The sequence below is a fragment of the Sphingomonas aerolata genome, from assembly GCF_003046295.1.
GTDB lineage: Bacteria > Pseudomonadota > Alphaproteobacteria > Sphingomonadales > Sphingomonadaceae > Sphingomonas > Sphingomonas aerolata.
Genome location: NZ_PZZN01000003.1, coordinates 407,604 through 429,437, shown reverse-complemented (window position 1 = coordinate 429,437; position 21,834 = coordinate 407,604). Strand labels below are relative to the sequence as shown.

Genomic DNA, 21,834 nt, shown 5'->3' with positions numbered 1-21,834 from the left:
AAACTATTGAAATCGTTGGGAAATCTTGCCTTCGGGCGGCCCTGCCCCATTTTCTGCCCTGCCAGAGGGCGTGCGCTATCAACCCAGCACCTGCTTGACCGCGGCGCTGTTCGCCCGGATGTAATTCAGGAACGCCTTGCCGCCCACGCCGCTGTCGAGGCCCTTCGACACGATATCGCCAGCATCAAGTGCATTGACGACGGTGATCTTCGGCATCGGCGCTGCACCGCCACCCAGGCCGCCGTTCGCACGGTGACGCGGGTCACCGCGGGTCAGGATCTCTTCGCCCCTCTGCGCGATGATCGGCACCTCGTCAGGCCGCAGCCCCGCGATCCCGCCGGTGTGGAACCGCGACGCGCCGGCGAACGCTGCTGAGCTCATGAAGCGCGACCCGGACGTATTCTGTCCTACGACACCGCCAGTATGCTGTGCGGGCACAGGTCCGCCACCGCCGATCGCACTGATGACGCCTTTCGCGATGTTCAACGCGATCTGCTGCAGGATCATCTGCGAGATGAGCCGCAGAAAGTTCGCCGCGAAATCTAGGAACGCGTTCTTCAGCGCGCCGAACGCGCTCTGTCCGTCGACCAGTGCCTGCACGAACCCGTCGATTGCCGAGGTAAGGGTGTTGGCAAATGCATCGGCGATTTGCTCCACCGATACATCAAGGATCGTCCCCCATTCGGCAGACGACTGTTTCGCGATGGTGAGCTGCGTGTTGATGGTGGCCAGCTGCGCGGCCGTCAGCCCCAGCGGGTTGTCGCCGGGCGACAGCGCCGCATAGAACGCGATCGCCTTGTCGACGGCGCCCTGCAACTGGGTGTTCACCTGCCCCAGCATCGGCAGTAGCGAGTCGGCCTCGGCATTCAGCCCACTGTCGCGCAGGAACGTGACCTGATCCCGCATCGCGTCGCGCTGGGCGGTCAGATCAGCGACGGGCTTGTCGACGCTGTTCTGCTGCGCCTGGAACGCATCCTTTGCGTGCGCCGCGTCGAAATACGCGCCGGTGACCTCGCGCAGCCGTTCGATCCGCAGCGCCAGCCCGGCGTCATCCGGCGCGACACCGGCCTGTGTCGCGTCCGTCTCGGCCTTCCGAACGGCGTCCTCGATCGCAGCCTTACGCTGGGCGGCCAGCAGCAGCCCGTCGGTCAGGTTCTGCTGCTCGCGCAACTGCTCGGTGTCCTGCACCATGGCAGCGCTGGTCTCGTCGACCTTCGCCAGATACGCGTCGCGCTTGTCCGCGAGCTTCTGCTGCGCGTCGTCATAGTTGTCGATCGCGTCGGCCTGATCGACCTGGAACCGCGACTTCCCGTCCGCCGGGAACAGCCCCTTGGTCGGGTCGACAGGCTTCCCGTTGACCGTCACCGTGTAGTGCAGGTGCGCGCCGGTGCTGTTGCCGGTGTTGCCCGACTTCGCGATCGCCTGGCCGGCGGTAACTACCTGCCCCTGCGCGACTACGTTGTTGTCCGACAGGTGGCTGAACTTCGAAATCGTGCCCTTGCCGTGGTCGATGTAGACGAACTTGCCCAGCTTCGAGTCGGTGCCGGTCTCGATGACGACGCCCTCCGCCGGCGCGCGCACCGTGGTGCCCGACGGCACGGCATAATCGACGCCCTTGTGGAACGTCGACGCACCCGCCTTCGGGGCAGCGCGCGCACCGAAACCGGACGAGATGCGACCGTCGACCGGCGCCTGGAACGCCGTCTGCTTGGCGAGTCGTTCCTGTTCGCGCTTACGCTCGTCGGCCAGTCGTTTGGCCTGATCGGCTTCCCGCTTCCGTTCGTCGGCAGCCTTCTTCAGCGCTGCCGTGCGCGCCTCTTCAGCTTTCTGGCTGATGTACGCCTGTTTTGTGGCCTCGCTGGCGAACTTGAAATTCTTCTCGACATACTCGGTCGCGGTGCGGCGGGCTTCGTTCGTCGCCTTGAGCACGGATTTCTCGGACTTGGCCGCCTCCGTCTGGGCAGCCAGGTCGACCGACTGCTTCTTCGTCAGCTCACCGCGTACGGCAACCGTGTCGTTGAGTTGCTTCTGGGTGCCGTTCAGCGCGGCATACTGCTTCTCAAGCCCGGCAATCTGTGTGCGCAGCACCGCGATGTCCGCGTCGAGCGCGCCGACCAAGCCGGGGTTGGCACCCTTCGCCGCTTCCTTGTTCGCGATGACCTGCTTCGCGCGGGCGATCTGCGCGGCAACGTCGGCCGCCGACTGCGCGCCGCTGATCGCGCGGATGGCCTGCGACGCAATGCGGCCGAGCCCTTCCAGCTCCTTCGCGACTTCCTTGATCGCATCGGTATTCGACAGCACGTTGAGGAAGTCCGACCATGCGGTGCTGAGCGACCGGGTCGCCTCGGACCATGCGCCGCGCGACTTCTGGGCCGCGTCTTCCTGCTGCTCGCTGAAGATCCGCAGCGCTTCGTTGCGCGCTTCGGCGGCCTTGCCCTGGTCGAACAAGGACTTGATGTTGTCGCGCTGCGTCGACGTGAGAAAGTTCGTCGCGTCGTCCAACTTCTTGACGCTGTCGTATCCGCCGGTGAACGCCTCGCTGACCTGCTGCGCGGCGTCGACCACCTTGATGCCGAGCACGTCCGCCAGATCCTGCGCGGCCTCGCCGAACTCCACGATGCGGGCCGGATTTACGCCGTCCTTCACGAACCCGCGCACCACGGTGACCGCGTCGGCTGCCGACAGGCCATACCGGTCGAGCGCTTCCGCGGATTCGTTCAGCGCCTTGGCACCGTAGGTCGCGCCGTCCGCCGACGCCGCCAGCAGCCCCATAAACTTCCGCGTGCGTTCGGCTTCGTCGCCGGCGCTTTTCAGCGCGATTGCGACGGTACCGATGACAGCGACGAACCCCAGAATCGCGGGGTTCGTGAATGCTCCGACGATCGCAGACCCGACACGCGGGAAAATCTGAACGATCTGCCCGGCCTGCTGACCGAGCGTCTGCGTCAGCGAGGTGCCGGACGCCAGCTGCGTGACGACGTCATTCACCTGGTAGCCGAGATTCTGCATCTCGTAGGGCTTCAGGCCAAACAGCAACGGCTTACCGCCCGCGCCCATGCCTTGCGACCCGTTCAGCGCCGCCGACGCCTTCGCCGCCCGGCCACGCAGCAACTCGGTCGCCGCGCCCAACTCGGTCGCGCTGATCTTGCCTGCTTTGTAGAGGCGATTCGCTTCGGCCACTTCCGTGTTCAGGTTCGCCTGGATCGTGGCCATCGGGTTGAGCTCGGCGCGCAACCGGGCCGTGGCGTCGACCAGTTCCTTCTCGGCGCGCGCGGCACCTTGGGCAGCGTCTTCCTCGTCGCGCAGTTGCTGGGCGAACACGGTGTCGGCAGCGCGGCCGGCGGAACCACCGTTACCCTCGATCCGCGCCCGCGCCCGCAGCGCGTTGTTCGTCAGCTCGGCAGCCTGCGCCCGACTGCGCTCGGCAGCGGCTGCGGCCTCGGAGGCTGCCGCCTGCTTCTCGAGCAGCCCGAAGGTGGCGCCGTTGTCGACGGCTGAACCGCGATCGGTGCCGGTCGCCCGCGCGATAGTCTTGAGCACGGCAGCATTGCGTTGCGCGGCCGCGGTCTGGTTATCCAGCGACCGGGCGTAATCGGCGGCCTCCTGAGCCGCGAAAGTACTGACGGCGCCGGCGAGACGCGTCTGCCGCTCCAGCTCAGCCATGCCCGACGCGGCGCGCGTGAACCCGGCTTCCTGCTGCGCGATGGTCCGCTGCAGCTTGTCCGCCTCCGACTCCAGCCGGCGCATCTCGGTCGTGACTTCGCCGATCTGGGCGCGCAGGACATCGGCGTTGCCGTTCGTCAGCAGCGCATCGACCAGGGCGACACGCAACTGGTCCGCCGCGCGCGCCGCGCCGCGCTGCTGGGCTTCCAGTGCCGTGTATTGCGCCTTGCTGGCGGCGATCGCGCGGTTCTGCCGTTCGAGGGCCGCGGCACCGGCGTCACTGGACTCCGCGGTGCGGGCATAGGCCTTGTCCAGTGACGCGAGCACGCCGAGGATCTGCTGCATGCCGCTGGCTGCGCTCTCGCTGCCGGACGCGACCTTCTTCTGGGTGCCGATCAGCTGCTCGAGCGCGTTGCCGATCGCCGTGACAGCCTTGGTCGCCTCGTCGCGTGCGCGGATGACCAGGACGCTGTCGACTTGAGTGCGCGCGCTCACTGAACGCTTCCAATGTCGTTCCCGAAGCCCGGCGCGACTGCAGTGATAAACACTTCACCAATGCTCTGTGGCGTATGGGCGGCAATCGTATGTACAGCCACAACCGCGGCTCGGATCGACGTCAGCAAACCTCGCTGCACATCAGCGAGGGGGCGACCGCTACTCGTGGCAACCAAGTCTCGCGCGACATCACCATCGATCGCCATTTTTGATATTGCGTATGAAATATCGTCGACCGTTATCCGCGGCATAGCTGCCACCACGGATAGGGCAGCCGGCTTTCTTTCGATGATTTCCGAAAGCTGCTTAAGAGATAAGGGTTTATTCATGTCGCCGGTTCACTCCGTTGTATAGTAACATTTACCACGGGTCCGCCGGGAAATGGAATTTTAGAGGGTCGTCACAGTTTCAACCGAAAGTTGAATATCAACTAGACTAGTTGTAAGTGATTCGGTAACGAAGTTTTAGCTTTACGGAGCTAATTGATAGCATGTATCTAGCTACTGCAGGCTCAAAACAATGAGTCGGTACGGTTGGCAATCCGTTGCAGTAGAAGCCGCTTTTCCGTCATCCGCTTTGAGCGGTGTTATGCGGTCGGGCGATAATGGGGAGTCTATGACTCGTCGTGTCTACTGCACGATATTGCCACCCGTTATCGTCCGGTCACCAAGTGGCAATTTGGCCCGGACACTCACCAGTAGGAGTTATGTTCGTGGTCGATCAGCAAGCATTAAACACAAGCGCACTTCGGGAAGAGATTGCCGGTTACATCGATATGCCTGAGACAGGCGACTACGCGGTAGATTGCGCAACTGGGCGGCGATTTGCGGACGCGATCATCGCAAGAATGTCGGCCGATGCAGGGCTGCCCATGCTCAGTAGCGTGACCCGTGGTGCTGTCGAGTCAGGCCGTTGGACGCCAATGCACGCTGGCTTCTACCAACGGATCGCCGAGCACTGCACCCGAACAGCTTAGCAAGTGAGGCATGTATGGCAGTTCTTGAGTTTTGGGGACTGCGGCGGGTCATGGAAACGACCGGCGTCTCGAAATCAGAGCTATACCGGTTGATGCGTGCGGGACAATTTCCGCAGTCACGCCCTTATCAGCATTCTCCAAAGCGACGGTTCTGGCTGTCTTCTGAGGTTCAGTCTTGGCAGATGATGCAGATTGGCAAGGGAGGAATCCAGAATCTGACTCAGGCTGACAGCGATTTTGAAGTGCTTCTCAACTCGTAGTTGTATTAGCCCTTCGAAATTTATTAGATTCGCCAATCCGAGTTATACACAAGTCGTTCCGCGAAAGTACGGGCTGGTGTCTCCGCACTGGTCCGTACATTCGCCGGATGCGGTACAACCATCGGAGATACATCACATGGCCAACGCCAAACCCCGCCCCACCGGCAACGATACTCTCGAAGTCGATCGCAAGCGTCTGCCAGACGGCAAGACCAACTGGTCGGCCAGCGGCGCTTTACCTGATCCCGTCATTCAGGAAGTCGGCATCGTTCCGCTGAAGGCGATCAATACGATCGTCTACGGCGCGCAGCAGACTGCGGCGCCGGGCTCGCTGTTCGTTCCGCCGACGGCAGTCGAGCGGGCTGAACTGTTGCAGGGTCAATATCCGGCGGCTGAAGAGCCTTCCACGGCTGAACTGTCGCTGTTCTCCGAGCAGCAGAGCGAGTTCGCCTGAACCAGTTGGCCGCCTGCGGCGTCACTCCACCGCAGGCGGCCTTCAATCTACAGGAGTGTAGGAGACATCTAAGATGTCCGACCATGAGCAGTACTTCCGCCAAGGGCCGGCATTCACCGCCGCGGCACGGGTGCAAGAAGCCAGCCTTAAGCCGCTGAAGGCGACCGGGCAGATTCTCTTCAATGCGAAGGAAGCGGTTCGCGGTAGCGTGCTGAAGGACGGCGTGCGGTCCGTCTCGCCGAAGACTGTGTTCATGCCGGTGACAGCTACCGAGCGTCGCGAACTACTGTCAGGCGAATATCCGATTGCGGTCGAACCCACGGCTGCCGAGATTGCCGCGTTCGGCTGACATCCAAAAAGGGCGCCAAGGTTTCCCCTGGCGCCCTTTCGACTTAAGCCATGGTTCGATGCTGCTAGGGCTTTCGTTGCAGCAGCGCTTCCCGAAAAGCGAAGTTCATTAAACCCCGTATCGCTTATTGCCGCCGCTGGTGATGCAATAGCGACCGCCGCGGGGGCCAACGCAAATGTTGCTGCCGGAGCACGGGCAAGAGCCGCCGCCGTAGTTGTACCGGGGTGCGCTTCGAGCCCGGCTCTGTCGCCGCGGCGAGCGACGAGGCGTGCTGGACAAGAATGAGGGCCGGCGACTAGGCCGATTGATGCGCTCCCTGTTCGCGTAGGCGCTGTGGCTAACAGCACGGGACTGCCGCAGACTCACGCGGTTAGCGTCTGCGGTGCCCTGCCCTCCGAGATACCGCGATGCCACCCAGCAGCTTCGAGGCGCGTGGCGTATCAGTGACCAATTACCTCGGCGCCGTTCTACGGACACGTCAGTGCCGGCGGGAATGCGGTCGACGATACGCGCAGTGGCCGTAGGTTGATCTCGACAGTTGAGGTTGCTCGCCACAGTCGTTGCGCTCGCCGCTCCGGAAATTAGGCCCGCCACGATCACAATGCATCTTAAAATACCGCGCATTAACCACACCTCTTATCTATCAGGCATCTACTTCGGCTCGCGTGGCCGCTATAATTCGCTCCGGGTCAATCGTTGATCGGCGTTGCGTTCAATTTCGATGGATATCTTCCGTTGACCGCGAGTGACTTAAGCGACAGGCTTCGCAAATCGACCTGGGGAGGTCGAATCAGGAGGGGCTAATTCATGAAAAACACAATTCTCGCGCTCGCGTGCGCGCTTACATTTGCTGTGCCTGCAGTCCAGGCGCAGACCGGTCCAGTTGCGACCGCTGCTACGACGTCGGGAACGCTCCGCGCGGGAACGTCGGTTCCGCTGAAGATGGCCGAAGGGCTGACCACGAAGGGCAAGAAGCTTAAAGTAGGCCAGCGCTTTCAGATGGAGACAGCGGAGGCTGTTACAATCGATGGCAACGTCGTGATCCCAGCCGGCAGCCCTGCAACTGGCGAGATCACCGAAGTCAGGAATAAGGGCATGTGGGGTAAATCAGGCCGCATCAACGGACGCGTCCTGTACGTGCGTGCGAATGGTCGGCAGATCCGCATGAGCGGCTCGATCGACGATAAAGGCAAGACGGGGACTGCGGGCGTCGTTGGCGCCGTAGTTCTGATCCCGGTAGCCGGTTTCTTCATGACCGGGACGAGCGCTGACATTCCGTTGGGCGCGCCGGTAACCGCATTTATCGACGAGGACGTTTCGATTGCCGTCGTTCCGGCGGCCGCGCCGATGGTAGTTTCAGTGCCGGCAAAAAACTGACGTAGCGAGCGCGGGTGTGATCGCCCGCGCCCGTCTCGCCTCAGACTGGCTTGGCGCCAGCCGTGCCGCATTTTGCAAACTTGCCATTCGCGCTCTTGCAACGGGCCGGCTTGGCTGGTGCCTTGGGCGGGCATTTCGTGAAGCGTCCTTTAGTGTCCTTGCACGGTGCGGCGAATGCCGGCGCACCACTAGCAATTAACGACAACGACGCGGCAGCAACGAGCAGGGTACGCATGTGGCCAATCTCCAAGCCCTTAATGGGCAAGGCGATGCTATGCCGACCGCGGTATCGGTCAACTGACAAAGCCTTCATCACATTCGCGGAGCTTTCTGCCGGTTGTGCGTTGGTCACCAACGACACTGAGAGGTTGCCATGACAGACAACAGCACGCCGAAGCCTAACGAAAATGTCCGGGTAAAATCCAAGGACGCGAACCCAGCCGACGACGGTTTCGGTAAAAGTGATGGTTACTCGGGCGACGAGTACGATAGCGTGGGCCATGCCGCTGAGCGTCATTTGCAGAACCGGGACCGTGCGCCTGGTGCGGAGCCAATGGAAAAGGCTGACGGCAGGGACATTCCGCGCGAAGCTGGTAAGCGAGCATATATCGACAACCAAACCGGTGAAGTTCACGGCAGTGGGGCCAGTGCAGGTGGCGGCAATCCGGGGGAGGATATCGACTTGGACACGTCGCGAAGCGGGCCTGAGGAATAGCTATCGGACACTGGAGGGCGCGGCGACGGGGAAGCGTAGCGCTCCGTCGCGAAAATTTGCCGTTAGCCAACAACAATGATCTCGACCCGCCGAAACGGGTCGAGATTTGTCTTCACATGGATTCCAGCATCTCGATGTGATGCTGGACGGTTGGCGCGATGGTCGACGCGACCTGCTTTAGCGCGGGAGCCGAACCGGAAGTGGCAAAACCCTGGTGAAGGGCGAGTGCCTGCTGGTGAGCAGTCTTCTGCTGCTTGATATAAAGTGCATCACGTGCTGGTCCCTTGGACGCCTTAAGCGCAGCGATATTCTTTCTGCCCATCGGGTCAAGCATCGGGGGCTTTGGCGTCAGGCCGGACTGCGTAGCCGCGGCCTTCACGTCAGCAGTGCTCTTGTTGTGGTCGCTTACCATCATCGTGGCGAACTGCTTAAGCTCGGCGTTCTTCGTGGTGGCCATCACGAGATTGCTCGATTGGATCTCATATTGGTCCGACGCGCCAGCTTTCACGACATAAGTAGCGGGGGATGGCACGCTTTGTGCCGCTACCAGTGTGGGGGCAGCGATCAGCACTGCCGTGAGAATAAGCCGCTTCATTATCTTCTCCTACGCCTTGTATTTGCGTAAGGTGATAAGGGATCAGCCGATCATAGTGTTCCCCTGTCGGTCTACTTGCCGGCCCTCTCTTAATGTTGATTTATACGATTCGAGGGCTGGCGCCAATGATGCGATCGATTAAGCCTCTGGGGGTGCCACGGATCTGATTAATCATGGCGAATGGTGACAGGTATAACTGTGATCTATCTGGGACACGCAACCATTGCGCAAAAAGGCACGGTGGCAATTTGCTTCAAACACGGAATGGATTGTTATCAGTCTGATTGTGCCATGGATGTCCGGCGCCAGCTACTGATAAGGCCCTGCGCGAAGTTAGAAGGCAGCACAACCATGGCAGACGTATCGACGTTTGGATTAATGCTGGGCTCCTCGGTTATCGCAGCAGCCCTGACCCACGGCGTAACAGCGGTGAAAGACGGCATATCGACAAAAAAGACTGCCGATTATTCCGCGCTGTATCTCGCTATGACGCTTGAGGCCTACGCTCGAGAATGCTCCAATATGCTTTCCGAGTCGGAGATGGCGCTCGCTTCAGATGACAACGCCGGGAAACGGCACGCCTACCTTCCTGAATTCCCTGCCGTACCGACGACGGTTGATTGGAAATCTCTTGGTATTGAAATTACTGCCATGGCACTGGCGTTACCCGTCCTGATCGCGACGACAAACGTTTCGATCGGCACGACCTGGGATCTCACGGAAGAGGACCTAGCGTTGACCGAGTTGCACGAAGCCGGCGCCGAGATCGGTCTACAGTGCTTTGCTCTCGCCCGAGATGTCCGAGAGAAGCGCAGTATTCCTCCTCTGGCGCTCAACGAAAAGTGGAATGCGTTTTCTCACCTAATCAACAAGCAAGCGGAATATGCTGGCCTGCGGGAGAAAAAGGAGACGAGCCACCGTATCATGATACGCGGCATGGACCACGCAGCGGATGCACCTGATCAAACGGACGTGCGTGGGTAGCTTACGCGCTGAGGCATGCCGCCTTTTATTCTACTGGCGGTTTGCGCTTTCGCGGGGGAGGGGGTGGACATTAGTAACTTTATCATCGACCATAAAGCCGGAGAGGTGATCCATGACACTTGCACAAAAAATCTTGACCCTGCTCATTGTGAGTGAGGTTGCCTTTATCGCGACTGCGTTTCTTGCCATTCAGTTCGCAGGCCTCGGTCCGCTGTCAGCCGTCATCGCCGCCTTGCTTGCGATCGCGCTACCCGTCGCGGTCTGGGGCGACGTTGTTGGTTTGATGAGGCTCGGGCGAATAAAGTAGCATTTCGGGAACCATTCGGCGTCAACTCAGCCTTTGAGCGATATATAATAATCTCGTTTGCGAAGTTCCGTAACCAGTAGCCCTTTTGGTCATGCCTGAACCACCGGCACCTGGGTTATGTCCGTCGTCCAAGCTGGCGACCGCATCTCCGACCGCATCTTCCACTCCCGTTTGAAGCCCTGCGACGCCGTCACCGCAGTCCACGTGCCGAACTTGCCGTTGATCGCATCGAGCGCGTCCATCAGCCGGTCTCGCTTGGCAGTATCCTCTTCGAACAGCGTGCGCGGCCGCTCGTCCTCGGGAAGCAAATCGTCGAGCATGATGCCGGCCTTCGTGTAGGCGTAACCATCGCGCCACGCCTTCTCAGCCGCTCGCCTGGCCGCCGCGATCAATTCGAAGCTGTCGTTCGTCATGGGATGTAGCGTCACCATCCGTGACGCGCCGTACTGCGGGCGATCCGGCTTGTGCTTATTGGTGTGGAAGAACGCCGTCAGCCGCGCGGCGACGAGCCCGTGCGATCGCAGCTTCTCGCCGGCACGCAGCGCGTATTGCGACAGTGCGCCCATCAACTGCTCGAAGTCGCAGATCGGCGTTCCGAAAGATCGGGTAACGGCCATGCCCTTTCGTCTCGGCTCGACAGCCTCAACCGCGTTGGACGGAACGCCGCGGAGCTCGGCGACGAGTCGCTCGAGCACGACGGTCCCGACGGCGCGCGCCTGCTTCATGGGCATGTCTCGCAGGGCGCCGGCGGTATGGATTCCCAGGTCGGTCAGTTTACGACTGGTCGCGCCCCCGACACCCCAGACGTCCGCCACTGCGAAGCTGCGCATCACGTCGCGCCGCGTGGAGTCATCGCGTAAATCCGCCACGCCGTCGAACCGCGGGTCCTTTTTCGCTGCAGCATTGGCGAGCTTCGCCAGCGTCTTCGTCTCCGCGATGCCAACGCAGGTGGGAATCGTTGTCCACTGTTGTACCTGGGCACGCATGGCATGGGCATGGGCGACGAGATCACGGTTCTCAAACCCTGCCAGGTCGAGGAAGGTCTCATCTATCGAGTAAATCTCGAAGTCGCGGGCGAAAGGCTCGCATGCGGCAATCACCCGGCGTTGCATGTCGCCATAGAGCGCATAATTCGACGAGCGAACCTGGATGCCATGCTGCCGGACCATGTCACGCAAGTGATGGATCGGATCACCCATTTTGATCCCGAGTGCCTTCGCTTCCGCGGATCGGGCGATCGCGCAGCCATCGTTGTTCGACAACACGATGACCGGGACGCCGGCCAAGCTGGCATCGAAGGCACGTTCGCACGATACGTAGTAGTTGTTGCAGTCGATCAGGGCGATGGGTGTGCTCATGCCATCTTGCGGGCGACGCCTACGACGGTGCCCCATATTTCCACGTGCTCGTCGACGAGGATGTCGGCGAACCCTTCCGCTTCAGGTACCAGCCAGTGGCGACCATCAATGAAGCGTAGCCGCTTCAGCGTTCGGTCGCCGTGTACCAAAGCGACGACGATGGCCCCAGCTTTCGGCTGCTTGGCACGATTCACGACGATCAGATCGCCGTCGTTGATCCCGGCACCTGACATGGATCGACCATCAACCCGCATAATGTAGCTGGCAGCGGGGTGCTCCACGAGCCACGCGCCAAGGTCGATTGGCTCTTGCATGTCGTCCTGCGCAGGTGACGGAAACCCCGCCTGCGTATGGACGAGGAAAAGGGGCACCTCGCGTGGGACTAGTTCGAACGGGACGTCGTGAAGCCGGATCCGGTCATGACGACGGTTTAGCGAAATGACGACCGGGCGCTCTCGATTGGTTAGGGGCATCACCTAGAGGATCGCAACGAATAGAAGCTGCTCGTGTCGAGCGGCTAGGACTGACCGGGCATCTTGCGCCGCGCCGACCGCCTGCCTGTACTCCACGGTCACGAACCGCTCGGCATCATCGAAGCTAAACTGCGCCGACGCATAAACATTGTCGTAAACGGCGCGCGCAGCCGCTCTCAACCGCAGATCGTGCTGCATTTCGTCGCTCCCATCCATGTCGGTCCGCCCGTCGCGGCGTGACCCTAGCTACGCGCACTCCCGCGTGATTCGCAAGAACATTGCATGAACATCAATCTGATGCGATTGGCGGTCCAACGTTTCGAAGGGCGCCAGAATGACCGAGCACGCCGAGCCAAAGCCAGCGTTTGGCCAGTGGCCTATAACCCAGAGCGACCCATGCGACCTTGTCGGCCAGCTTGCAGCCGGCGCTGCGTTCGATCGCAGGTTTCTGCTTAACGGTGACCCGGAGGCCGTTGGTCAGCATCCTGGCGCCATGCAGGTGGAAGGCGATACTTTTGCCACGGTCGACGACGCAAAGTCCCATTCGTTTTACGTGCCAGCGTCCATTCCTTACAAGGGAGAGGAGATTAGAATTGCTGGTCGTTTGGATCGCGCCAAGGAGTTTTTTGAAACCCTGGCCGGCCCGCCTCGCGCTTTTCCCCGTTGTCGCTGAGGCGGGCCGTAAGCGGACACGCCTGCCTGACGCGTCATGGCTCTATGCAGGAAGATCGTGGTCTTTCGACCCAGCCGCTTCATGAACGGCAGCAATCAAGGGGCGCAGACAACGGTACGTTAACGGTCGCCTCTTACGTGCCGATCATCGACTAAAGGGACCGCTTATGAAGCGCTTCTCGGCCTGCCTCATATTGCTGGCGATCGCGCAGCCGGCTGCGGCGGGCGGCGGCGATGCGCCATACTACGGGCCAATGAAGCGGTGGCACGGGATCGGCTTTCAAACCGGCTATAAAGACCGAACAGAAAAAGACGGATCTTGGCGGATCGATGCAGCGATACACGGTCGAACTGATGCGATCGATATGGCGCTGTATCGGGCTGCCGAACGAGCCCATGAGCTGGGCTGCCGGTATCTTTTTCTTTTGGGCGGCAATTCAAGGAAGTCGCCGGGCCTAGATACGGCGACCGTTTATGCGCGTCCCAGTCATGAACCTGTGCCGCCGATTGGCTGCAGGTCTAAGAAGCTGACGACCTGCTATACGGCCGACGTAAGGGAGGTAATGCGGGTTCTCGGGGGTTCCGATGGCGCACAGCCTGGCGTGCCAATCGTAGCCGGGGCGATGAGTTTGGACGCGATGTATTTTTGTCAGGCTATGGAACTGGGGGTGTGGCGTCGCTGGTGCCGGGTGGGCGGCCTCGGAGCCGTATGACGACTATTGTCAGCGGTGGGACGAGCATCCGCGGGGGCTCTGTCTCGCTGATCGGACGTGGAGATATCTCGGCTCCGACTTCCGATGCTCCCGTACCAATGGCCAGCGTGACCGTGCCACCTGCGGCGCGTACATTTGCCCACCCTACCCAATTGCCTGCCGTCACCGAAAAGACACCTAGGGAGCGCTTCAGAAAAGCCCTGCAGGCTGCCCAGCCTGTACACGGGCGGGATGCGGAACAGGGTTGGACGATCAGCGACTGATTTAGTTGGGCACTCCTGCCGGCCAAAGATCACGGTGAAAGAACGCCTCTGGTTCGTCTAAAGGACGTAGCCCAACGATTTGGCCAGCAGCGACCCAGCCCGTGCTTTCGAGCAGGGACACAGCTGCATCGTTATCTGTACCCGTCGATATAAATACCCTGCCGCTCAACACGGTGTTTAAGGCTCCGATCAGGTCCCGTGCGATTCCGCGACGCCGGTAGATATCGTTGACGACGAGCTTATTGACGTAGTCTTGCCCTACGCATCCACCGCGTTGCCAAGCAAGGTAGCCGACAACTACGTCACCCATCTCGGCCACCAACATGCGCTTCTCAACAATTTCCGCAATTCGGTTACCAGGAAACGAATCGAACTTCGTTAAGGGCGATAGGTCATACGGTTCTGCAAGCCGAATGGTCGTCATGTGATTCTCCCGTGCTCGCAAGCTATTCAGCCACTTTGCACTGTTAGGCGTGTTTGACTGCAAGCGGATTAACGCACTGAAAAGGAAACGCACGGTACCACCTTGGTGATGGGAACACGACTCGTAGGCCCTTTGTGCCCACCTTGTCTCGCTGAGGATAAGCGACAGGACATACGGATTCCTGTCGCTTGGAATGCCACGATATCCGCAGATAAGTTTGACGAGCAGAATGTCCGCATCACCGACTGTACCGCGCGGGGATGCCGTATCGAAGCGCCGCTCGCCGTAACCGTCGGGACATTTGTCCATGTCACGATCCCTCAATTCGCCGCAGTGCCGGGATGGGTCGCTTGGAGCAGTCCCGATGCAATGGGGATCGATTTCAGTCACCCACTACCCAATCGGGTGCTTGAATACGTTATTGAGCGTAACGCGCCGTTCTGAGGTGCCTTTCTCGAATGGCCGTTTTTGACCTCAAACGTTTGTTTCCCCTTGCTGACGGACGGATTCGTACCCGTATGCAACCCGACCACATCCTGCCAAGCTTCAGCAATTGCCGCATCCCGGGGTTGCAGACGGATGCCGCGAACGAACGCCTCCGACTTTGATTGCGTTCCCCGTCTGTTCCACTATAGTCGACGTATGGAACACGTACCCGAATTGATGCGCAACGGCGCACAGCCATTCAGCCAGACCCATAACCTGATCTCTGAAATCCTGCCCGACATCCGCCCATGCGAAATGCAAACTATCTATTTCCAGGCGATGGAGGATGGCCCTGAGTCCTTGTTGTCTCCAATTGAGGCAGAGTTTGCGCGCCGTGGCCTATCGCCGTACGCGACCTACTCAACTGACTGCATTTGATGGGCGGCGTAATCACCGCCGAACGGATCGCCTTGCTCATCGACGGGGCACCTACGTGGGCGGTAATCGGCCTCACCGCGCAGGACGAAGGGTTGCGGGCGGCTGCTCAGTTAGAAGTCGCGCAGCATGTGTACGGTGGCCTGTTCCAGCCGTTGAACCCCAACGGCGCACAAATGCCGTTGCCTTGGTGACCGTTCGACAATGATTGACCTCGCACCAATCACGACGTTCTCATGCAAGGTGACGCGAGTGCACGACGGCGACGGACCCCTGTGGTGCTCGAACGGCGTTAAAATTCGAATTGCAGGTGTCCAGGCGCCGGACTTTGAGAGTGCATCACCGTGCCGGGCAGCTGACCCACGCCGAGTAAATTATCGCTGCGATAATGCCGCTGCTAAACGCAGCCAGCAGATCGTCGAACGTCTTGTGTTACGGCAGACACTCCGATGCGAGGCGACCGGCAAGAGCTACACCCGCGTGGTTGCCCGATGCACGTTGCCAGATGGGCGGTCGCTGTCTTGCGCCGCGATCGCCTCCGGCGCGGCCGTGCGGTGGGATCGGTACTGGCGGCAGTATCGGATGGGTGACTGCAGGTAAGGCCAAGCGGTCGAAAGGCGGGCGGCCCGTAACAACCGCCCCCGCGATCAGTACTTAGGCGTGTAGGGCTTGTACGGCTTCGGAGCGTAAGGATCCGCTGTCCCCGCCTTGCCTGTATAAGGGTTCACGTTCGGCCGACTGCTCCAGTTGTCGACCTTTGTCTCGTTCGGAGCGGTCCGGACGTGAGGCTGTACGTAAACGCCCTCACGGGTTGTATGGCCGCGCACAGCCACTGAGCTTTGGGCGCTTGCGCCGACAGCGATCGTCGGCAGCAATAACGCCGAGCACAAAATCAGTTTCATCAAATTTCCTCCTGTTGAGGCGGAAAAGATAATCGACCAAAATCCAACGGCAGGTAAAAATTCGAACGAACGGATCGGTTTTGGATCAGGTTTTACCCAAGACGGGAATTGCCCGCGTAGTCTTGGTGCAACGACGACTCCTTATCAACGGTCCAACCCGTCACGATAAGGTGCTAGAGCGCTTGGCAGCGATTGCCTTGCATGACCCCAATGCTCCACTTGCCGGCAATCGGTCCTGACGCAGCGTACGAGCCACACAGGCCGACGGAGAGACTGGCTACGGTAGAAATGTCAGCTCATTTTATGCGAAACTACCATCGACGTAGCTTGGGCGGTTGCGATAGCCTTAGGTATGAGTGAAAGTCAGCGTCGAACCAAAGATGATCTTAAAGAAGGGATCGAGGAACTCATAGCGCTGGCTGACCTTCTGGAACTGCCCCTCGTCGGTGCAATGCTCGATGGTGCGCTTAGCGTCGTGCCTTCTGACGTACATCACTGAGTCTCAGACCACTTAACGATGCCTGACACCGCCAATGAAACGCAATAGTCGCATGCTCTTGGGTAGGCCCAAGCCACAAAGCGCAGGAGCCCAGCCGCGTACCTAGACCTTTTGTTTGCATAGTGTGATGCTGACGTGGCTGGGGCGAGATTGCCGCAGGGTTAAACGCCTGGCAGATGTTTTAACTGGTCGCGTGCGTCAATCAATGAGCGTCTGGATCGCCTTTCGAGCGATGTAACCCAAGACTGGCAGGAGCGACCGTTCTTATAGAATGAGACGGTGCGGCCTTCAAAGAGTCCGGCATCAAGCTGCCCGCTACTGAGGACGAACCCCTCTTCGCGCGATCTGTTTGCGGTCACCAACGACTTCGGTCCACTACCTCATTATGCCACTACCCCATCGGTCGGTGCGCGATGAGGTAGTGGCATTCTGGATTACTGGTAGCCGCCGTTTTCTTCACGCTCCTTTGCAGCGTCCTCCTGTACCTTTTCCATCTCCTCAGCCTTTTCAGACTCGGTGGCGTCGTCGGTCTTTGGATCGTCAATCATGATCATCTCCTCACTCTTCCAACGCGCGGCGCAGCTTTCGGGTGCAGCCGTTTGTTACCCCTCAAGCGTTCGCAGTGCCGGACGCGATACCGGAGACGACCATGCGATTTGTTCAGATCGAGACGCTGCCTCCAGGCAAGGCGCTAGTAGACATTGACAAGGTGACCCACGCGATGCCCGAGGGTGCGGGATCGCGCCTGTTCCTGGGAGCGCAGCACATCGACGTGCCACATTCTCTGTCCGAGCTTGAGAACGTCCTGGCCGGCCGCGAGCGGAACGACGATGGCGAGAACAGCAGGGCCGGGTTCGGCGCTGGATAGAGCCGGGTAACTGACGAGCGCCCCGCGTGTCCTTGTGACTGAAACAGGCGGGGCGCTGAGGTACTCTACACCGGAAGCGAAGGCCTCGAACGCTCCAATACCGCCGCAAAGTGAACTTTAGGTAAAGCATTCCGCCTGCTCCGTTTGACACCTCATGCGCCGCGGGCGGGATACCGAGCATCTGCCGTCTTGGGTCGGCTAGCTCTGCACCTAACGTCACTGCGAATGGGGTAGCTGGCAACGGCATTTGTGCGCCGTCGGCGTTGCCGTGGTAGCCTTTCGATGGTGATCGCCCTCGCACCAGCAACGGCGTTCTCATGCGCGGGGACGCGCGTGCACGACGACGGCTCCGAGGTAACAATGCGAGCAACCTAATCAAACCAGCACCGGCTCTCGTGATCAGCCTGCGCCGGCTGAAGTGGCGTCCCTGTGGGGCCTCACAGGACGTGCTGGGACACATCGCCGATCCGCTCCGGGTCCTCCTACGTCCTGTGACGTGCTAGCGCGTGCGTCGAGACCCCGGTTTCCGACCCATTTCAAACCAGCGTCCGGGCAATATGCGGAGATTCGAGGCCAAGATCCGTACGCTGTTACAGGGTTTAGGGCTGTAACAGGGCCTGTAACGGCAAAACTCGCAGAAATCCGCCATTATTACAGGTGTTACAGGTGTTACAGGAGTCTAATAGGCAGCGGTGTATCAATGGGTGAGATATGGGCCCGGTAGTGACGGGTGACTGCCGCCCTGTGGTAGCCATGACGCGACAGACTATGGTCGTGGACCTGTAACATGTAACACCTGTAACAATGGCGGATTTCCGCTTTTTTTGTTGTTACAGGTTGGTCAGTGATTTGCCCCAAACAGGCCAAAATGCCATTTCGCGATGAGAAGGTGATACCTTTTGCTAGCTTTTTCGGAGTTCTGGCCGTTAGCTGAATGGCCGGAATTCGTGGAACGCGCAAACGAGACTTTCTCGTGTAAGCCTGTCGATCAAGCCGTTCCTACATCGCCTGCGCAACCCGGTCTCATATGTTGCGCTTGCTGTCACGCAGTCGAAGGCACCCGTCCTGACGCAAGTGCCTGTAACGCCGCGACATGCCCCTTGAAGGCCTTTCGCCCCGCCGCGGTGCCGACGATCCAAGTCCTTTGCCGGGTGTTCACCGTAGCCTTCCGCAACTCGATGTATTCACCATCGCTTAATTGCGCGAGGTGCTTGGACAGCACCGAATCACTGACCCCCAGGATGTCGCGCGCAGTCCCGAATTCCATCTCGCTCACGTCGGCCAGCAACGCCATGAGTTGTAGCCGCACCGGAGGGTGGATTAGCAAATCCAGCCGTTCAGCACCCATGCCGCGCTCCATCCAACTCTTGCCGGTACATCCGCTCCCACACGATGCTCATTATCGTAGCGAACACCGCCATGCCGCCTCCAATCGCGACCGGCGCCCAAGTAATGCCATAGCGCTGCCTCAGGACGATCGCGCCCACCAGCGCAGCCAACCCGACCAGCAGCATCGCGAACGTCACCCACCACGTGCGCCCGGACCGATACCCGCTGACGAAGAATCCGTCACGTCGCCGATCGCGGGCGACGACCATCGCCGTGGCGGCCATGCATGCGCCAGCCAAGATCATCGGCCATGGACCCGGCAGCGCATAGCCAGCGATCAGCCCGCCCAACAGCAGTCCAACCGCCGCATGGCGCGCTAAGGACCATTTCGCCCGCGCGGCCAATGCCCCGCGCGTCGTCCGCATCATTTCCAGCGACTGCGCCGCCTCCATCTCGTTCATGCACCACTCTCCCGCGAACTGTCGCTCACTTTCCAGACTGGCAACTTACGACTTGACTGAACGGAAAGCAATGATCACTTTCCAACACGAAAATTGGCAGAGAAAAAAGAATATGGTGCTCGCATTAGCCTGGATCGCGGTCATGTTCGACGGGGGAACGTGGTGGGTGCGGCGGAATGCAGCATTGCATCGTGCTCTGAGCGGGCCCGGCGGAGGGGATCTCCGGCGTGAGGTTTGCCCAAGTGGCGATAAATGCTAAGTTACATGAGATTGGTAAGCATCGCTCGCCGCAGCTATCAACTTTGCTGCCTCGCGACCCACTGCGTGTGTTCTCGAGAAAATGCTCGCTCTGACTCATTGATGAAGTCTGAAAGCGCCTCTTCCGTTTCGACCGACTCTATATTGCCCTGAATAATTCCGATCTCATGAGCCGTTAATGCATAGGATGAGGCCAACTCATTAAATTTCTTTACTTGCGTCCAGCCAATAATGGCCGACGCAAATACGAGAACAGGTTCGATTGGCCAAAGCTCCCAATCTGGCAGAGCTATTCGGGTTAGCGCTAAAACAATGGCGACGATATAAGCAAAAACCCCGATCTTGCCCCAAAATCGGCCTGCCCTCTTGTTCGCACCAGCCTTGCGCGCATACCACTCTCGCTGTTCCTGGATTCGATGGGCTAGATAGAATGCCTTCCGGTCGACCAGTTGCAGCTTTCGAACATACTGCATTGAATCAGGGATCTGTTCTTTTGCAAGGCTATCGGGAGGCATGCGATCGCCTATGAAACGGTTTGTTTTGAGAATTTCGAGCAAATGATTACGAAATTCCGCTTTTACCGTCTGTACTGTGTCAGCATCCCCGAAAGGCTCTGCTCTCATGCAGTAGCGCCAGCATGACGTCTTAATCGATTCCGCGAGGGCCCGGCCGCGATACCACCCCTGTTCCGGCTTTTCCGAATTGCGTTTAATTAGTAGTCCCAGCGATCCTAAAAGAACACCGGTGTAGATCACGAAGAAAATTGGCTCTTTGCTCCAATTCATTGACAAAACGGCCGCGAGGAACAGGAGCGCGTATTCGCCGCGGATAAGGTTCAACGTCGCAGCTTGCGATTCGGCCGACATCTCGCCGGCCGTTTGGTATAGCGCAGGATATTCAAACATGTTGTGACCTATGGAACGAGACGACGGATTGCGGCCACAATCGAGCTGGAGTTCCAGTTCACCATTTCATCCGCGCAATTTATCACGCTTTGGGGCGTCCTCTGCTCGCCCCATCTCCGAATGCCTAAAATCGGCTTTCCAAGGGACTTGGCAAAGTCCATTTCGAATTGAATCCAGTCGCTGTGATTAACATACATTCCTGAGACGATCACAACGCATTGAACCGGTCGAATCTGGCGTCGCATTGCCTCTGTGAGGTCTGCAGCGGACATCCGTGGAAAGGCATCATCTTCAGGGATGGAGTAGTTAGTCCACGAAAAGTTTGGAGCCGCCTCAAGGAACTGAACAGCCCGCTTGTATCGGTCGCTGTACTTCCAGGCGTGGCTAATAAAAAGTCGGTGATTGTGAAGATATGGCATCAAACTCCCCCTTGTCGGGACGTTATGAGATTCTCCATAAATCGCCAATAGCCTAGCGCATTAATAACTGATTGAACGCACGAGCATTGGGACCGGTGGTGAGAATTTGCCCGGCAACTGCGTCTTGCCCAAGCTATAATTCGGCAAAGCGACCAGGCGGAGTTGACCGTCTTCGCGTAAGCAGCGCTGGTCGGGTGAGTAGCGCTTGGGCACCCCGAAATCCGAAATTCGTGCTTAGTTCCCCCGGCTGCGGAAAGGTTCGCCCGCCGCAGCCAATGCTCGATTGGCCGGGCTTGGTGGCAAACGGCTAGGCATCTTTTTAAATCTACAGTCATTTTCACTCGCGGGTAGCGCAACCCGGCAACCCTCGCCAAACTGTTCCAGGGATTGTGAGAGGGGCAGCGATGAAGATTGATGAGTACGTCAGGGGTCAGATCAAGGATATCGTTGCTTGGGAGGCAGAGGAGCCCTGGCTCGTCACCAAGGTGATAAATCGGGTCACGGCACCGCTCGCATGGGGAATTAAGAAAGTCATACCTAAAGTTGCTATTGAGGGCATAGTCATATCGGCGGATTGGGTGGCAAGCCTCACCACCCGAGAAAAGTGGGTACTTGGGGAGGCGGGGGTCGACAGTTTTGCAGCCGTTCGAGAACTGCCTCTGCAAAAACTGGACGCAATGGCAGACAGCGTTCACAATTGGGCGATCACAACGGCCACGGCCGAGGGTGGCATCGCGGGGGCTGCCGGACTTCCTGGCATGGTCTTGGATATACCGGCTGTAATTGGTCAAGCTTTTCGCTTGATACGTCAGGTTGGGCTTTGCTATGGTTACGAGACAAAAACTGACGAAGACTTTAGCTTTTGCCTAGAGGTGCTCAGCTTAGCTGGTGCCGCCTCAATGAAGGAGAAGACTGGTTCTCTAGCCACGCTAAAGTCAATGGAAACGACACTGAAAAAGGTTGGCTGGAAGGCGATGGAGAAGGTTGCCAAGAAAAATCCGGCAACTAGAGAGGCATTCCTGCTGGCGCTCAAGAAGGTCGCCGAGCAGCTTGGCTTCCAGCTTACGAAGAAGAAGGCATTACAGGCGGTTCCGATAATTGGGGCAGCAGTCGGCGCTACATCTAACCTCGCCTTCATACGATCCGTGGGTTGGGCAGCACGGCGCGCCTATCAACGCCGGCTATTAGAGGAGCATGGGCTCACCATTGTCGACGGACGCCTAGAGGAGCGTTGAACACTGCCTTGTTATGTCG

General features: G+C 59.3%; 24 protein-coding genes. 12 read left to right on the top strand and 12 right to left on the bottom strand.

Features of this window, described 5'->3' with window-relative positions:
* Nucleotides 1-78 precede the first annotated feature (78 nt).
* Nucleotides 79-4,158, bottom strand: coding sequence for a peptidoglycan DD-metalloendopeptidase family protein (locus tag C8J24_RS14425; protein WP_107933433.1), 4,080 nt, complete (start codon nucleotides 4,156-4,158; stop codon nucleotides 79-81).
* Complete coding sequence (locus C8J24_RS14420) at nucleotides 4,155-4,487, bottom strand: hypothetical protein (protein WP_146163693.1); 333 nt, start codon at nucleotides 4,485-4,487, stop codon at nucleotides 4,155-4,157. The genes C8J24_RS14425 and C8J24_RS14420 overlap by 4 nt, the downstream gene beginning before the upstream one ends.
* A 661-nt stretch (nucleotides 4,488-5,148) precedes the next feature.
* Between C8J24_RS14420 and C8J24_RS14415 the strand changes: the two genes are divergently transcribed.
* The 3 genes from C8J24_RS14415 to C8J24_RS14405 all read left to right on the top strand — a co-directional run bounded on the left by C8J24_RS14415 (nucleotide 5,149) and on the right by C8J24_RS14405 (nucleotide 6,197).
* Entirely contained in the window at nucleotides 5,149-5,394 is a 246-nt protein-coding gene (locus tag C8J24_RS14415) for a helix-turn-helix transcriptional regulator (protein ID WP_107933428.1), read from the top strand.
* A gap of 136 nt (nucleotides 5,395-5,530) precedes the next feature.
* Nucleotides 5,531-5,848, top strand: coding sequence for a hypothetical protein (locus tag C8J24_RS14410; RefSeq protein WP_107933426.1), 318 nt, complete (start codon nucleotides 5,531-5,533; stop codon nucleotides 5,846-5,848).
* A gap of 73 nt (nucleotides 5,849-5,921) precedes the next feature.
* Entirely contained in the window at nucleotides 5,922-6,197 is a 276-nt protein-coding gene (locus C8J24_RS14405) for a hypothetical protein (protein WP_107933424.1), read from the top strand.
* 108 nt (nucleotides 6,198-6,305) lie between these two features.
* On the opposite strand, the gene C8J24_RS18070 is transcribed toward C8J24_RS14405, so the two are convergent.
* Entirely contained in the window at nucleotides 6,306-6,821 is a 516-nt protein-coding gene (locus C8J24_RS18070; RefSeq protein WP_107933422.1) for an SH3 domain-containing protein, read from the bottom strand.
* A 183-nt stretch (nucleotides 6,822-7,004) separates the two neighbouring features.
* Here C8J24_RS18070 and C8J24_RS14395 point away from each other — a divergent pair, with 183 nt between their 5' ends.
* Nucleotides 7,005-7,574 carry a hypothetical protein gene (locus C8J24_RS14395; protein WP_208403733.1) on the top strand — a complete coding sequence of 190 codons (570 nt, stop codon included), beginning with the start codon at nucleotides 7,005-7,007 and terminating at the stop codon, nucleotides 7,572-7,574.
* Nucleotides 7,575-7,947: 373 nt separating this feature from the next.
* Entirely contained in the window at nucleotides 7,948-8,289 is a 342-nt protein-coding gene (locus C8J24_RS17375; RefSeq protein WP_146163692.1) for a hypothetical protein, read from the top strand.
* A 112-nt stretch (nucleotides 8,290-8,401) separates the two neighbouring features.
* On the opposite strand, the gene C8J24_RS14385 is transcribed toward C8J24_RS17375, so the two are convergent.
* Nucleotides 8,402-8,884: a DUF4142 domain-containing protein gene (locus C8J24_RS14385; protein ID WP_107933419.1), complete on the bottom strand. Its 483-nt coding sequence runs from the start codon at nucleotides 8,882-8,884 to the stop codon at nucleotides 8,402-8,404.
* A 351-nt stretch (nucleotides 8,885-9,235) separates the two neighbouring features.
* Here C8J24_RS14385 and C8J24_RS14380 point away from each other — a divergent pair, with 351 nt between their 5' ends.
* Both C8J24_RS14380 and C8J24_RS14375 read left to right on the top strand, forming a co-directional pair.
* Nucleotides 9,236-9,868 carry a hypothetical protein gene (locus tag C8J24_RS14380; RefSeq protein ID WP_167396768.1) on the top strand — a complete coding sequence of 211 codons (633 nt, stop codon included), beginning with the start codon at nucleotides 9,236-9,238 and terminating at the stop codon, nucleotides 9,866-9,868.
* A 112-nt stretch (nucleotides 9,869-9,980) separates the two neighbouring features.
* Entirely contained in the window at nucleotides 9,981-10,175 is a 195-nt protein-coding gene (locus C8J24_RS14375) for a hypothetical protein (RefSeq protein ID WP_107933415.1), read from the top strand.
* Between the two features lie 89 nt (nucleotides 10,176-10,264).
* Here C8J24_RS14375 and C8J24_RS14370 read toward each other — a convergent pair whose 3' ends face one another.
* Genes C8J24_RS14370 through C8J24_RS14360 form a run of 3 tightly spaced genes read right to left on the bottom strand, consistent with a single transcriptional unit; the run spans nucleotide 10,265 to nucleotide 12,204 of the window.
* Nucleotides 10,265-11,533 (bottom strand): Y-family DNA polymerase, encoded by a 1,269-nt coding sequence (locus C8J24_RS14370; RefSeq protein ID WP_107933413.1) that lies wholly within the window; start codon nucleotides 11,531-11,533, stop codon nucleotides 10,265-10,267.
* Nucleotides 11,530-12,006 carry a LexA family protein gene (locus C8J24_RS14365; protein ID WP_107933411.1) on the bottom strand — a complete coding sequence of 159 codons (477 nt, stop codon included), beginning with the start codon at nucleotides 12,004-12,006 and terminating at the stop codon, nucleotides 11,530-11,532. The genes C8J24_RS14370 and C8J24_RS14365 overlap by 4 nt, the downstream gene beginning before the upstream one ends.
* A gap of 3 nt (nucleotides 12,007-12,009) precedes the next feature.
* Nucleotides 12,010-12,204, bottom strand: a complete 195-nt coding sequence (locus C8J24_RS14360; protein ID WP_107933408.1) for a hypothetical protein — start codon at nucleotides 12,202-12,204, stop codon at nucleotides 12,010-12,012.
* A gap of 136 nt (nucleotides 12,205-12,340) precedes the next feature.
* Here C8J24_RS14360 and C8J24_RS17725 point away from each other — a divergent pair, with 136 nt between their 5' ends.
* Both C8J24_RS17725 and C8J24_RS14350 read left to right on the top strand, forming a co-directional pair.
* A complete protein-coding gene (locus tag C8J24_RS17725; protein ID WP_208620969.1) occupies nucleotides 12,341-12,679 on the top strand; it encodes a hypothetical protein in 339 nt (112 codons plus the stop codon).
* A 166-nt stretch (nucleotides 12,680-12,845) separates the two neighbouring features.
* On the top strand, nucleotides 12,846-13,391 hold the full coding sequence (locus tag C8J24_RS14350) for a hypothetical protein (protein ID WP_244180743.1): 546 nt from the start codon (nucleotides 12,846-12,848) through the stop codon (nucleotides 13,389-13,391).
* 264 nt (nucleotides 13,392-13,655) lie between these two features.
* On the opposite strand, the gene C8J24_RS14345 is transcribed toward C8J24_RS14350, so the two are convergent.
* The gene (locus C8J24_RS14345) at nucleotides 13,656-14,078 is read right to left on the bottom strand and encodes a GNAT family N-acetyltransferase (protein ID WP_107933406.1); all 423 of its coding nucleotides are present in this window, start codon (nucleotides 14,076-14,078) and stop codon (nucleotides 13,656-13,658) included.
* An 863-nt stretch (nucleotides 14,079-14,941) separates the two neighbouring features.
* On the opposite strand from C8J24_RS14345, the gene C8J24_RS14335 reads away from it, so the two are divergent.
* Nucleotides 14,942-15,133 carry a DUF6771 family protein gene (locus C8J24_RS14335; protein ID WP_107933402.1) on the top strand — a complete coding sequence of 64 codons (192 nt, stop codon included), beginning with the start codon at nucleotides 14,942-14,944 and terminating at the stop codon, nucleotides 15,131-15,133.
* Between the two features lie 1,856 nt (nucleotides 15,134-16,989).
* On the top strand, nucleotides 16,990-17,208 hold the full coding sequence (locus C8J24_RS14320; RefSeq protein WP_146163690.1) for a hypothetical protein: 219 nt from the start codon (nucleotides 16,990-16,992) through the stop codon (nucleotides 17,206-17,208).
* Nucleotides 17,209-18,250: 1,042 nt separating this feature from the next.
* On the opposite strand, the gene C8J24_RS14315 is transcribed toward C8J24_RS14320, so the two are convergent.
* The 4 genes from C8J24_RS14315 to C8J24_RS18065 form a co-directional block, all read right to left on the bottom strand.
* Nucleotides 18,251-18,556 (bottom strand): transcriptional regulator, encoded by a 306-nt coding sequence (locus tag C8J24_RS14315; protein ID WP_107934247.1) that lies wholly within the window; start codon nucleotides 18,554-18,556, stop codon nucleotides 18,251-18,253.
* Entirely contained in the window at nucleotides 18,546-18,998 is a 453-nt protein-coding gene (locus C8J24_RS14310) for a hypothetical protein (protein ID WP_107933393.1), read from the bottom strand. The genes C8J24_RS14315 and C8J24_RS14310 overlap by 11 nt, the downstream gene beginning before the upstream one ends.
* Before the next feature lie 296 nt (nucleotides 18,999-19,294).
* On the bottom strand, nucleotides 19,295-20,161 hold the full coding sequence (locus C8J24_RS14305) for a DUF4231 domain-containing protein (RefSeq protein WP_107933391.1): 867 nt from the start codon (nucleotides 20,159-20,161) through the stop codon (nucleotides 19,295-19,297).
* 8 nt (nucleotides 20,162-20,169) lie between these two features.
* Nucleotides 20,170-20,580: a TIR domain-containing protein gene (locus C8J24_RS18065; RefSeq protein WP_107933388.1), complete on the bottom strand. Its 411-nt coding sequence runs from the start codon at nucleotides 20,578-20,580 to the stop codon at nucleotides 20,170-20,172.
* Nucleotides 20,581-20,984: 404 nt separating this feature from the next.
* On the opposite strand from C8J24_RS18065, the gene C8J24_RS14295 reads away from it, so the two are divergent.
* The gene (locus C8J24_RS14295) at nucleotides 20,985-21,815 is read left to right on the top strand and encodes an EcsC family protein (RefSeq protein ID WP_107933386.1); all 831 of its coding nucleotides are present in this window, start codon (nucleotides 20,985-20,987) and stop codon (nucleotides 21,813-21,815) included.
* Nucleotides 21,816-21,834 lie beyond the last annotated feature (19 nt).